Origin of the sequence: Dietzia sp. KRD202, assembly GCF_017168155.1 — a bacterium.
In the GTDB taxonomy this organism is placed as follows: domain Bacteria; phylum Actinomycetota; class Actinomycetes; order Mycobacteriales; family Mycobacteriaceae; genus Dietzia; species Dietzia kunjamensis.
On sequence record NZ_JABFAN010000002.1, the window covers coordinates 1 to 12,614 of the forward strand.

12 protein-coding genes and 1 rRNA gene are annotated in these 12,614 nt (G+C 71.1%); all 13 read left to right on the forward strand.

All coding sequences use genetic code 11. The features are described 5' to 3' along the window. Window position 1 precedes the first annotated feature (1 nt). Window positions 2-118 (forward strand): 5S ribosomal RNA (gene rrf, locus J1M64_RS00085). A 108-nt stretch (window positions 119-226) separates the two neighbouring features. After that, window positions 227-1,312: a hypothetical protein gene (locus tag J1M64_RS00090; protein ID WP_206471968.1), complete on the forward strand. Its 1,086-nt coding sequence runs from the start codon at window positions 227-229 to the stop codon at window positions 1,310-1,312. A gap of 5 nt (window positions 1,313-1,317) precedes the next feature. Beyond that, complete coding sequence (locus J1M64_RS00095) at window positions 1,318-2,316, forward strand: HAD-IIA family hydrolase (protein ID WP_069390227.1); 999 nt, start codon at window positions 1,318-1,320, stop codon at window positions 2,314-2,316. A 10-nt stretch (window positions 2,317-2,326) separates the two neighbouring features. After that, entirely contained in the window at window positions 2,327-2,539 is a 213-nt protein-coding gene (locus J1M64_RS00100) for a hypothetical protein (protein ID WP_067715725.1), read from the forward strand. Then, window positions 2,539-3,360, forward strand: a complete 822-nt coding sequence (locus tag J1M64_RS00105) for a TlyA family RNA methyltransferase (RefSeq protein WP_067715729.1) — start codon at window positions 2,539-2,541, stop codon at window positions 3,358-3,360. Before J1M64_RS00100 ends, J1M64_RS00105 begins: the two co-directional genes overlap by 1 nt. Beyond that, window positions 3,357-4,286, forward strand: a complete 930-nt coding sequence (locus J1M64_RS00110; RefSeq protein WP_067715732.1) for an NAD kinase — start codon at window positions 3,357-3,359, stop codon at window positions 4,284-4,286. The genes J1M64_RS00105 and J1M64_RS00110 overlap by 4 nt, the downstream gene beginning before the upstream one ends. Window positions 4,287-4,295: 9 nt before the next feature. Further along, window positions 4,296-6,041 (forward strand): DNA repair protein RecN, encoded by a 1,746-nt coding sequence (gene recN / locus J1M64_RS00115; protein WP_206471970.1) that lies wholly within the window; start codon window positions 4,296-4,298, stop codon window positions 6,039-6,041. A 58-nt stretch (window positions 6,042-6,099) separates the two neighbouring features. Next, window positions 6,100-7,272 (forward strand): putative cytokinetic ring protein SteA, encoded by a 1,173-nt coding sequence (steA, locus tag J1M64_RS00120; protein ID WP_206471971.1) that lies wholly within the window; start codon window positions 6,100-6,102, stop codon window positions 7,270-7,272. Next, window positions 7,269-8,201: a copper transporter gene (locus tag J1M64_RS00125; protein WP_241260888.1), complete on the forward strand. Its 933-nt coding sequence runs from the start codon at window positions 7,269-7,271 to the stop codon at window positions 8,199-8,201. Before steA ends, J1M64_RS00125 begins: the two co-directional genes overlap by 4 nt. Before the next feature lie 58 nt (window positions 8,202-8,259). After that, on the forward strand, window positions 8,260-10,089 hold the full coding sequence (locus tag J1M64_RS00130; protein WP_069390223.1) for a CTP synthase: 1,830 nt from the start codon (window positions 8,260-8,262) through the stop codon (window positions 10,087-10,089). A 5-nt stretch (window positions 10,090-10,094) separates the two neighbouring features. Beyond that, entirely contained in the window at window positions 10,095-10,664 is a 570-nt protein-coding gene (locus J1M64_RS00135; protein WP_206471972.1) for an NUDIX hydrolase, read from the forward strand. Window positions 10,665-10,680: 16 nt separating this feature from the next. Further along, complete coding sequence (locus J1M64_RS00140) at window positions 10,681-11,631, forward strand: site-specific tyrosine recombinase XerD (protein ID WP_082923875.1); 951 nt, start codon at window positions 10,681-10,683, stop codon at window positions 11,629-11,631. Between the two features lie 102 nt (window positions 11,632-11,733). Then, window positions 11,734-12,609, forward strand: a complete 876-nt coding sequence (locus tag J1M64_RS00145; RefSeq protein ID WP_067715749.1) for a ParA family protein — start codon at window positions 11,734-11,736, stop codon at window positions 12,607-12,609. The last annotated feature ends 5 nt before the right edge of the window (window positions 12,610-12,614 follow it).

Consider the following 12,614-nt stretch of genomic DNA (forward strand, 5'->3'; position numbering starts at 1 on the left):
TTACGGCGGCCATAGCGGCAGGGAAACGCCCGGTCCCATTCCGAACCCGGAAGCTAAGCCTGCCAGCGCCGATGGTACTGCACTCGTGAGGGTGTGGGAGAGTAGGTCACCGCCGAACACAACTTCATGACCAGCGGGAGGGACTATATGTTCCTCCCGCTGGTCGCATTTGTACCCTTCTACCCACTCCAGTGCCGGTCTGCCCGGCGCACGTAAGGTGAACGACGTGAACGAACCTCGGTCCGAGAACACCGACCGCTCGCCCCGACGCGGCGACCGCGACGTACCCCGCCGGGGAGATCGGGTGCCACAGGAGCGTCGGAGAGACAACAGCTCGTACGGCGAGCGTCGCGGAAAGCGGTACGACGGCTCGGAGACAGGCCGGTCGGACGGTGCGAAGCAGGCCGATCGACAGGATGCACGTCCGCGTTCCGCCGGCGACGACACCGCACGCCGCGGTGCCGCCTCTGACGGGGGAAGCGGTCCCCGGCGGGCCCCCGTCGGCGGTCGCGGCGGCGGAAATCGACGCGACGGCGGAGACCGACGCGGAGCCGGCGCCCCGGGCGGAGCCCGGCGGGGTGGCCGTACCGGAGACGACCGTAGATCGGAAGGTCGTCCCGGTCAGGAGGCACGCCAGGCGGCCAGAGCTGACGAGCCGCAGCTCCCCGATGACATCGAGGCCGCCGACCTCGACCTCGAGATCCGTCGGGACCTGCGCAGTCTGGACAAGTCCAACGCCGAGTCCGTGGCCAAGCACATGGTGGCGGCGATGTACCTCGTCGACGAAGACCCGCAGCTCGCGCTCGCGCACGGTCGCGCGGCCAAGAACAGGGCCGGGCGCATCGGTGTCGTCCGGGAGACCCTCGGTGTGTTGGCGTACCGCGCCGGCGAATGGTCGGAAGCGTTGAGCGAACTCCGGGCGGCCCGCCGGATCTCCGGCGGGCCGGGCCTGCTGGCGATGATGGCCGATTGCGAACGAGGCCTCGAGAGGCCCCAACGTGCCATCGAACTGGCCCGTGGAGAGGAATCCCGGTTGCTCGAAGGTGACGAGCTCATCGAACTCCGCATCGTGGAGGCCGGTGCCCGGGTGGACATGGGCCAGTTGGACGCGGCCCTGGTGACCCTCCAGGACGCCGGCCTCGACAAGGACGCGCGCGGTGAGTCCGCGGCGCGTCTCGACTACGCCTACGCCGAGGTGCTGCTCGTCGCCGATCGCAAGAGGGAGGCGGCCGACTGGTTCGGTCACGCCGTCACCGCGGACCCCGAGCGGACCACCGACGCGGAGGCGCGTCTCGCGGAGCTCGAGGCGTAGGTCAGTTGAGCTCCCTTTCGCTGGCCGCACGGCACGACGCCCTACTCGTCGATCTCGACGGCACTCTCATCCGCGGTAGCCAGCCGATCCCGGGGGCCGCGGAGGCGCTCGCGAACGCGGGGCTCCCCGTGGTCTACGTGACGAACAACGCGAGCCGCTCGCCCGGGGACACCGCCGACCACCTTCGGTCGCTCGGCTTCTCCGCCGGCGCCGACGACGTCATGACCAGCGCGCAGGCCGCGGTGGTGATGGCTGCGGACCATGCCGATCCCGGTGCCAGGGTCCTGGTGGTGGGACACGACAGTTTCCGCGACCTCGCCCGGCAGGCCGGGTACGAGGTCGTCCTGTCCGCCGACGACGATCCGGAGATCGTCCTGCAGGGACTGTCCCGGGAACTGACCTGGTCGGATCTGGCCGAGGGATGTCTGGCGATCCGTCGGGGTGTGCCCTGGGTCGCGTCCAACGTGGACGCCACGTTGCCCACCGAACGAGGCCTGCTCCCCGGGAACGGGTCCCTGGTCGCCGCCCTCCGTGCGGCGACCGATCGCGAGCCCCTGGTCGCGGGCAAACCGGCCGCCGGCGTGTTGACCGCCGCCGCGGATCTGGTCGGTTCGACCCGCCCGCTGGTCATCGGTGACCGCCTCGATACGGACATCCAGGGTGCGGTCGCCGCCGGGATGCCGTCGCTCATGGTGCTGACCGGCGTCCACGGCGTCGACGATCTCCTGGTCGCGGATCCCGACAGCCGGGCCACCTACCTGGCGGACGATCTCTCCGCACTGTCTGCCTCGGCGGAGGCCAGCCGGATCGACGCCGCAGTGGAGTTGGACGGAACGGTCGAGAACGGTGCCCTGCACCTGACCAGCGCGCCGGAGGCGCTCGATCGGCTCGATCTCGCCCGTGCGGTGGTCAGACTGGCGTGGCGTCACGAGTCGAAGGCATTCCGGGCGGCCGACGAGGGCCTGCGATCCCGGCTGGCGGGTGCAGGCCTCGGCGTCGGCTAGCGTGTAGGCCGTGACGACCCCCGGACCACAGCCACGCCCCGGGCCCGCGGGCCCCGACACCGACGAACTCCGCTCGACGTTCGACGATCTGCTCGCCGATTCCGTCGGGGGCCAGGGCGCTGGACCGGACGGCTCATCTGTCCGGGACGACCAGGTGGCCGCCCTCGACGCCGCCCACGAGCTCCTCGCGCTGGCGCTGACGGCGCTGGACAGTCGGCGCTGATGGTCGCGAAGCGGATGCGGCTGGACGCCGAACTGGTTCGCCGCAAGATCTGTGACAGTCGGGAACGCGCCCGTGATCTCATCGATTCCGGGCGCGTGATCGTCAACGGGGTGGCAGCCACCAAGCCCGCGACCCAGGTCGAGCCGACCACATCGATCGCGCTCACCGCCTCCGATGAACCGGACTGGGCATCCCGCGGAGCCCACAAACTGGTCGGAGCCCTCGAGGCGTTCTCCGACGTGCCGGTCTCCGGAGCTCGGTGTCTCGACGCAGGCGCGTCGACCGGCGGGTTCACCGATGTCCTGCTCTCGCGTGGCGCCACCCGCGTCGAGGCGGTGGACGTGGGGTACGGACAGTTGGTGTGGCGCCTGCGCAGCGACGAGCGCGTGGGCGTGCACGACAAGACCAACGTCCGCTCCCTGACCCCGGACGACATCGGTGGCCCGGTGGACCTCGTGGTCTCCGACCTGTCGTTCATCTCGCTCGCACTCGTCCTGCCCGCGCTCGCAGCGTGCGTGCGCCCGGGAGGCGACCTGTTGCCGATGGTCAAGCCCCAGTTCGAGGTGGGCCGCGAGCGTGTCGGCCAGGGCGGTGTGGTGCGCGACCCGGCACTGCGGATCGAGGCGGTCACCGGTGTCGCCCGGGCTGCCGCGGCACTCGGACTGGAGCCGCTGGGATGCGTCGCCAGCCCGCTCCCCGGCCCGTCCGGGAACGTCGAGTACTTCCTCCACCTCCGTAAGGTCGGCGCGGGAGAGCGACTCGAGATGAGCGCCGAGGCGCAGCAGGCCATACGGACGGCAGTAGAGGAGGGCCCGCAATGAACGGCACGCCCGGACCGGTGCACTCGCGCAGGATCCTGCTCGTCCCCAACGTCGCCCGGCAGGACATCGTCGCCACCGTCGCCCAGGTGGTCAACGCGTGCGCGACCAGGGGCATCGCGGTCCGGATGGTGGAGGGCACCAGCGAGAGCGTCGCCACGGGGGCGGGCGTGGAGACGGTCCCTGACATCCCCGAGGCCGCCGAAGGGTGTGAACTCGTCCTGGTCCTCGGTGGTGACGGCACGTTCCTGCGCGCCTGCCAGTACGCCAACGCCGCGGACGTGCCGATCCTGGGGGTCAATCTCGGACACATCGGCTTCCTCGCCGAGTCGGAGGTCTCCTCGCTCAGTGGCGTCGTCGAGCAGATCGCGGCGAAGGACTACAGGGTGGTCGAACGGATGACGGTGGAGGCCACCGTCATCCACGGGGACACCGTCCTGGCCCGGGACTGGGCACTCAACGAAGTCAGCATCGAGAAGGTCTCCCGGCAGGGCGTCCTCGAGGCGTCCGTGGAGATCGACGGCCGACCGGTCAGTGACTACGGCTGCGACGGCATGTTGGTCTCCACGCCGACCGGGTCGACCGCCTACGCGTTCTCGGCCGGCGGGCCGATCGTCTGGCCCGAACTCGACGCCATCCTCGTGGTCCCCAACAACGCCCACGCGCTGTTCGCCCGTCCGATGGTCGTGGCACCCTCCTCCAGGGTCGCGGTGGAGACCGGGGTGCATTCCGGCCCGGCAGTGGTGGTGGTGGACGGACGACGCCTCGTCGACGTCCCGCCGGGAAGCCGGGTCGAGGTGGTGCGGGGCGCGCGCCCGGTCAAGTGGGTCCGACTGGACGACTCGCCGTTCACCGACAGACTGGTCACGAAGTTCGAACTGCCCGTCACCGGGTGGCGTGGGCGGTCCGCTGTCCGGCCCCTCACCTAGGGTGGGTGCGTGCTCACGGAACTTCGGATCAGCGGCCTCGGCGTCATCGACGAGGCCGTGGCCGATTTCTCGCCCGGGCTGTCGGTGCTCACCGGCGAGACCGGCGCGGGCAAGACGATGGTGGTCACGGGACTGAGGCTCCTGGCCGGAGGGCGCGCGGACCCCGGGCGTGTCCGGCGCGGTGCGGAGAAGGCACTCGTCGAAGGGCGCTTCGACCTGGCCGCGACGGCCACCATGGACGCCGCCGACCGACGCGACCTCGACGAGTTGCTCGAGGACACCGACGTCGAACTCGACGAGGACGGCAGTGTCATCGCCGCACGCCGGGTGGGTGCGGACGGCCGTTCGCGTGCCCGGCTCGGGGGGAGGTCTGTCCCCGCCGGGACCCTCGCCCGCTTCTGCGCGCCGGTGCTGGCCGTGCACGGCCAGAACGATCAGCTGCGTCTGCTCCGTCCGGACAGGCAGCGAGACGCCATCGACGCCCACGGTGGGGACGAGGCGCGGGCGGCCCTCGACGCCTACCGCGACACCTATCGGCTGTGGCGGGACGCCGAGCGTTCACTGGCGGAGCGCACCGGTCGGGCTCGTGAGCTGGCCCGGGAAGCCGACCTGCTGCGGATGGGACTCGAGGAGATCGATGCCCTGGGGCCCGAGCCCGGGGAGGAGGCCGAACTCGACGCCCGCATCCGCCGACTCACCGATTCCGAGGAACTGCGAGAGGTCGCGGGGCAGGCCCACGACGTCCTCGCCGGTGACGGCGAGACCAGCGAGCCGGTGGTGGGCGTCCTCGACCAGTTGAGGCACCGTCTGGCCGCTGCCGGTGACCCCGCGCTCGACCCGATCGCCACCAGCATCGGCCAGGCCGTCGCGGCGCTCGGAGATGCCGCGACCGAGCTCGGCCTGTACCTGGCCGAGCTGCCGGTCGACGCGGCGGACCTCGACTCGGCATTGGAACGACGCCACGATCTCAGGGCGTTGACCCGGAAGTACGGCACCGATGTCGACGACGTGCTCGCGTGGGCGGACAGGGCCCGTACGCGGCTCGGTGAGGTCGACACCTCCGACTCCGCCGTCGCCGAACTCCGTTCCACCGTGGAGCGCCTCGCTGCCGAACTCAACGAGCGCGGAGCCACACTGACGCGCATCCGACGCGCCGCCGGGGACGATCTCGCGGAGAGGGTGTCCGCCGAGCTGGCAGAGCTGTCGATGGGCGGGGCCCGGCTCGTGGTCCGGGTCACCCGATCAGGCGAAGGCCTCGACGGCGCCTCGGAGTCGGGTCTCGACGACGTCGAGCTGGCGCTCGACGGGCCGTCAGGCATCGTCCCGCTCGGCCGAGGCGCGTCGGGAGGCGAGCTGTCGAGGGTGATGCTCGCGCTCGAGGTGGTGCTGGCCGAGAGATCCGGGGGAGGGACCCTGGTGTTCGATGAGGTCGACGCGGGAGTGGGCGGCCGGGCGGCGTTGAGCATCGGTAAGCGGCTGGCCAGACTGGCCAGAACCCACCAGGTCATCGCGGTGACCCACCTCGCCCAGGTCGCGGCGTACGCCGACACGCACCTGGTCGTGCACAAGGACACCGGCGCCGGGGGATCGGACGGGGTCGTCTCCGGGGTCACGGCGGTCGCCGACTCCGATCGGGTGACCGAACTCGCCCGGATGCTCGCCGGTATGGAGGACACCGACACAGGTCTGGCACATGCGCGGGAGTTGCTGGAGAAGGCACAACGGGAAAAGTCTCAAGCTCAAGTCGACCGTTAATCCGACACGCCGGGCAGACCTCCCTGGTCACGTGAATCACACGCGTGATACTCGGCGCATGAAGATGTCGGGTCTGCTCAGCCGTCGTTCCACTGACCTCGCCGGTGTCGTGGGCACCGTCCGCCAGATCGAGGTGGGGTCACAGGTCCCCAGGAAGCTCGGCGCCAAGGACGTCGCCGTGCTCGATCTCAACCGCGCGCCCGCCGACACCGCCCGCGCTCTCGTCGACGCCGGGGTGGCGGCAGTGGTGCACGTGCCCCGTCAGGGGGAGGAGATGCTCCCCCGCGCCGCGTTCCGGATCCTCGCCGCGTCGACGATCCCGGTCATCGAGGACGCGGACCTGTCCGGGGTCGCCGACGGGACCCGGGTGCGGATCGACGACGGCGTCGTCTACTCGGTCAAGTCCGAGGACGAGATCACGAGCGGCCGCGAGGTCGACCCGGCCACACTCCTCGCTGAGGTGGACGCCGCGGAGAGCGGGTACGTCGAGTCGGCGCTGGCGCACCTGGCCAACGCCACCGAGTTCCTCAGCCTCGAGCACCCGCTGCTGCTGGACGGCGAGGGCCTCCCGTCGATCGACGTCGACTTCACCGACCGTCACGTCGTGGTGGTCACCGGTGACGCGGCCGCGCGCGGCCAGCTCGCCGAGCTCAAGCCGTTCATCCGGGAGTACCGACCGCTGCTGGTCGGCGTGGGTGCCGGCGCGGAGTTCCTGCGCTCCGCTCGGCTGACGGCCGACGTCGTCGTCGCGACCCCCACGGACGTGTCCGACGAGGTCCTCACCGACGGCGCCGTCCTGGTGGTACCCGCCGACCGCGACGGGCGCGCCGAGGGCCTCGAGAAGATCACAGAGCTCGGACTGGGGGCCACGACATTCCCCGCCGCGGCGACCGCGAGGGACATGGCGCTGCTGCTGGCCTACCACGGGGGCGCCGAGATGATCGTGGTGACCGGCGACGACAGGGGACTCGAGAACGCGTTCCGCGACTCGTCCGCGCCCTCGTCCACGATGGTCGACACGACCGTCTCCTCCCGCCTGGTCCACGCCGACGCCTGCGCGACCCTGTACCGGTCGCGTGGCGCCGGGATCGGACTCGCGCTGGTCGTGCTCGCCGCCCTGATCGCGGTCGCCGCGGTCGTGGTGGCCCGGGACGCCGCCGCGGACCTGCTCATCTGGGCCGTCGAGACCTGGAACTCCTTCGCGCTCTGGGTCCAGGGGCTCTTCCGTTGATCTCCCTGCGTCGCCACGTCCTGACGCTGGTGGCCGTCTTTCTCGCTCTCGCGGTGGGGGTCGTCCTCGGGTCGACGTCCGTGGCGACGTCCATCCGGGACGCGGTGGTCGAGCGTGAGGAGACGACGGCGGCGCGGCTCGAGGCGTCGCAGGACGATCTGGCCGCGGAGCGGCTCGCCGTCGACCGACTCGACTCGCTGGCGGGAGACCTCACCCCGGCCGTCGTGGACGGTCGGCTCGACGGGAGGCCGGTCCTGACGATCGTGGCACCCGGCGCCTCCGACGAGGACGTCTCCGCGGCCCGCGAGGTCATCGACGCCGCCGGCGGGATCGACGCCGGCCGCGTCACCCTGACGGACAAGGCCGTCGACCCGGAGGCGGACGCGGAACTCCAGGCGCTCGTCGCGAACCTGCCCATCGGCACCGCCCCGGCCGCTGATGCGGACCTCGGTACCCAGCTGGGCACGGCGCTCGGTCGCGCGGGGCTGCTGCGCGCCGAGGACGCGGAACCGCACCTCGAGGACGACGACCGGGAAACGGTCCTCACCACCCTCGCGGATGCGGGGATCATCGGCTACGAACCCGGGACCCTTCGGCCCGGCCAGCTGGCGTTGGTCGTGACCGGGCCCCGGGACGAGGAATCGACCGGGGTCCGTGTCGCGGCCCTGGCCCGCACCCTCGACGGTGAGGGCGCCGGTGCGGTGGTCGCGGTGCGGACGGGCGACTCCGGGGGACGCGACGCGGTCAGCATCCTGCGGTCCTCGGCGGAGGAGGACGTCTCGACCATCGATGACGCCGGTACCGAGGCGGGACGTCTGGCGACGACGCTGGCGCTGGCGGAGCAGCTCGACGGTGGGCAGGGCCACTACGGGCTGAGGCCGGACGCGACCGCCGCGGCGCCGTCGCTCCCCCCGACGCCGGAGCGGTGATAGCCTGAAGCCCCGTGGGGTGCACCGGAGCCACACCAGCATTCATCCATTCCGGCGTATGGACACGGGAGTCCCCTTGGCACTGAACCGAACCGCATCGCGGTCCGAGACCAAGCACATCTTCGTCACCGGCGGCGTGGCGTCGTCGCTGGGCAAGGGGCTCACCGCCTCGAGTCTCGGGCAGTTGCTCACCGCCCGCGGTCTCCGTGTGACCATGCAGAAGCTGGACCCGTACATCAACGTGGACCCCGGCACGATGAACCCCTTCCAGCACGGTGAGGTGTTCGTCACGGAGGACGGCGCCGAGGCCGACCTGGATCTCGGTCACTACGAGCGGTTCCTCGACCGCGATCTGGACGCGAAGGCCAACGTCACCACCGGGCAGGTGTACTCCGCGGTCATCGCCAAGGAGCGCCGCGGCGAGTACCTCGGTGACACCGTGCAGGTGATCCCGCACATCACCGACGCCATCAAGGACCGCATCATCGCGATGGGTGACCCCGACGACCAGGGCCGTCGCCCCGACGTGGTCATCACCGAGGTCGGCGGAACCGTGGGCGACATCGAGTCCCAGCCCTTCCTCGAGGCGTGCCGGCAGGTCCGTCACGAGGTGGGCCGCGAGAACATCTTCTTCCTGCACGTGTCGCTGGTCCCGTACCTCGCCCCGTCGGGTGAGCTCAAGACCAAGCCCACGCAGCACTCGGTGGCCGCGCTGCGCTCGATCGGCATCGTCCCGGACGGGTTGATCCTGCGCTCGGACCGGGACGTCACCGACGGGCTCAAGGCCAAGATCGCGCTGATGTGCGATGTGGACCTCGAGGGCGTCGTGTCCACCCCGGATGCCCCGAGCATCTACGACATCCCCAAGGTGCTGTTCAACGAGCACCTCGACACGCACGTCATCCGGCGTCTCAACCTGCCGTTCCGGGACGTGGACTGGACCGTGTGGGGCGATCTGCTCCAGCGCGTCCACGAGCCGCGCGAGGAGGTCGAGATCGCCCTCGTGGGCAAGTACATCGACCTGCCCGACGCCTACCTCTCGGTCACCGAGGCACTGCGCGCCGGCGGCTTCGCGCACCACGCCCGGGTCAACATCCGGTGGGTCGAGTCCGATGCCTGCACCACCGAGGCCGGCGCACGCGAGGCGCTCCGGGGCGTGGACGGCATGCTCATCCCCGGAGGGTTCGGTATCCGTGGCATCGAGGGCAAGCTCGGCGCCATCTCGTGGTCGCGCAAGAACCGCATCCCGTTGCTCGGCCTGTGCCTCGGACTGCAGTGCTCGGTGATCGAGGCGGCCCGCTCGGTCGGCCTCGAGGGTGCCTCCTCCACCGAGTTCGACCCCGGTGCCGAGCACCCGGTCATCTCGACCATGGCCGACCAGGTGGACGCGGTCGCCGGCAACGCCGACCTCGGCGGCACCATGCGTCTGGGCTCCTACCCGGCCACGCTCACCAAGGGCTCGGTCGTGGCCGAGGCGTACGGGTCCACCGAGATCACCGAACGCCACCGCCACCGCTACGAGGTCAACAACGCCTACCGCGACAAGATCGCCGAGTCCGGCCTGCAGTTCTCGGGGACCTCCCCGGACGGGCACCTGGTCGAGTTCGTCGAGTACCCGCGCGAGCAGCACCCGTTCTTCGTCGCCACCCAGGCTCACCCGGAGTACAAGTCGCGTCCGACTCGCCCCCACCCGTTGTTCGTCGCGTTCATCAAGGCCGCGCTCGACTACGAGAACGAGATGCGACTGCCCGTCGAACCGTGGCGCACCGGTCAGAGCGGGGACACCGGCCCGGAGACCGTGGACGCACCGGACGCCAAGACGTCCAGCGTCCGTGCCGACGAGGTGGACACCGAGGCGACCTCCGACACCCGCGCGGACGGGAGCTGACCGGCGTGTCCGAGCGCGGTGCCCCCGGGACTCACGACTACCGGACCGTCGCGAGCCGTGAGATCTTCGACGGTCGCGTCGTGCGGCTGCGCGTGGACACCCTGACCATGCCGGGCGGGGGCACCGCGGACCGGGAGATCTGTGGGCACGACGACGCCGTCGCGGTGATCGTCCTCGACGACGACGACCGGATCACCCTGGTCCGGCAGTACCGGCACGCCGTGGGGGAGCGACTCTGGGAACTGCCCGCGGGTCTGTGCGACGTCGACGGCGAGGAGCCCCTGGCGACCGCGCGCCGTGAGCTCGTCGAGGAGACCGGCCTCGAGGCCGAGCACTGGCGCCCGGTCATCGAGATGGTCCCGTCCCCGGGGTTCTGCACGGAGCGCGTCCACGTGTACCTGGCCACCGGTCTCCGCGAGGTCGAGCGTCCGGAGGCGGAGCACGAGGAGGCGGACATGGAGGTCGCGCGCATGCCGTTCGCCGAGGCCGTCGACGCCGTGCTGGACGGCCGGATCGTCAATGGTATCGCCGTGGCCGGCATCCTCGCGGCCCACTCGGTGATCGACCGGTCCTGACGGGATCGGACCCCCGGTGACCTCGGAGGGCGGCGCCACCGTGCAGATCCGCGGGTATCTGGACCACCTCGCCGTCGAGAAGGGGGCCTCGGCCCACACCCTGGCCGCGTACCGCCGCGACCTGGAGAAGTACCACCGCTATCTCGCGGCTTCGGGCGTCGACGACCTGACGTCCGTGACCGAGGCGCACGTGGAGGAGTTCCGCACCCGGTTGGCCACCGCCGACCCGGACGAGGGACGGAAGGCCCTGGCCCCCAGCTCGATCGCGCGGACCATGGCGGCGGTCCGCGGTCTCCACCGGTTCGCCACCCGTGACGGGGTGACCGCCCTCGACGCGGCCGCCGCCGTCACCCCGCCCCGTCCGCCGCGGCGGCTCCCCAAGGCACTGCCGGTCGACCGGATGATCGCGGTGATCGAGGCGGCCGGCGCCACCGAGACGGACACCGACCCCGCACGCCTGCGCGATCGCGCGATGCTCGAGTTGCTCTACGCCTCCGGTGCCCGGGCCGCCGAACTCGTCGGGCTCGACGTCGACGACCTCGACGGTCTCGACCACCCGGACGGTGGAGCGGTGATCCTGCGGGGCAAGGGTGGTAAGGAGCGGATCGTCCCGGTCGGGCGTCCGGCGTGCGAGGCGGTGGGGGCCTATCTGGTGCGTGCCCGACCCGCGCTCGCCACCCGAGGGGGCCCGGCCCTGTTCCTCAACGCCCGCGGTGGGCGCGTCACCAGGCAGACCCTGTGGAACGTGGTGTCGGTCGCGGCACGACGCGCCGGTGTGCAGCAGGACGTCTCACCACACTCGTTCCGGCACTCGTTCGCCACCCATCTCCTCGACGGCGGGGCGGACATCCGTGTGGTCCAGGAGCTGCTGGGACACTCCTCGGTCACCACCACGCAGGTGTACACCCTCGTCACCGTCGACACGCTCCGAGAGGTCTGGGCCGAGTGTCACCCCCGGGCACGGTAACGTGACCGTGGATACGGCCCGGCGCGCTCGAGACGGCACGCTCGACACGGCACGGGTGAGACGGCGAGGAGAGGAGATGCGGTGGCGCTGAACACTGGGGCGATGGACCCCGCGTTGTTCTCCCGCGCCGAGCTCCTGGGCGCCGACGACCCGGCGGCCGGCGAGGGGTTCTCCGCGATCCCCGAACCGGAAACACTGTCCTCGCACGGGCCCGCCGTGGTGTTGTCGATGTGCAACCAGAAGGGCGGCGTCGGCAAGACCACCAGCACGATCAACCTCGCGGCGGCACTGGCGGAGTACGGCCGCAGGGTGCTCGTTGTGGATCTCGATCCCCAGGGGGCGCTGTCCGCGGGCCTGGGCATCCCGCACCACCAGCTCGATCTCACCGTCTATAACCTGCTCGTGGACAACTCCGTGTCGACGGAGGAGGTCCTGGTCCGGACCCGTGTCGAGGGCGTGGACCTCATCCCCGCCAACATCGACCTGTCGGCCGCGGAGATCCAGCTCGTCAACGAGGTCGGTCGCGAGCAGGCGCTGGGCCGCGCCCTGTACCCGGTCCTGGACCGCTACGACTTCGTCCTCGTCGACTGCCAGCCGTCGCTGGGCCTGCTCACCGTCAACGCGCTGGCGTGCTCGGACGGCGTGCTCATCCCCATGGAGTGCGAGTACTTCTCGCTGCGCGGGTTGGCGCTGCTGACGGACACGATCGACAAGGTGCGCGACCGCATCAACCCCCGACTGCACCTCACAGGCATCCTCATCACGATGTTCGACCGTCGGACGGTCCACGCCCGCGACGTGCTCAGCCGGGTCGTGGAGGTGTTCGGAGACAAGGTGTTCGACACCCTCGTCACCCGCACCGTCCGGTTCCCGGAGACCACCGTCGCCGGCGAGCCGATCACCACGTGGGCTCCGAAGTCCGCGGGTGCGCAGGCCTACCGCGCCCTGGCGCGCGAGGTCATCCAGCGCGGCAGGTGACCGGG

Excerpts from the sequence above, each read along its gene's own strand:
- J1M64_RS00105 (WP_067715729.1), top strand. The coding sequence starts at position 2,539 with ATGGTCGCGAAGCGGATGCGGCTGGACGCCGAACTGGTTCGCCGCAAG.
- J1M64_RS00110 (WP_067715732.1), top strand. The coding sequence starts at position 3,357 with ATGAACGGCACGCCCGGACCGGTGCACTCGCGCAGGATCCTGCTCGTC.
- steA (WP_206471971.1), top strand. The coding sequence starts at position 6,100 with ATGAAGATGTCGGGTCTGCTCAGCCGTCGTTCCACTGACCTCGCCGGT.
- J1M64_RS00130 (WP_069390223.1), top strand. The coding sequence starts at position 8,260 with ATGGACACGGGAGTCCCCTTGGCACTGAACCGAACCGCATCGCGGTCC.
- J1M64_RS00145 (WP_067715749.1), top strand. The coding sequence starts at position 11,734 with ATGGACCCCGCGTTGTTCTCCCGCGCCGAGCTCCTGGGCGCCGACGAC.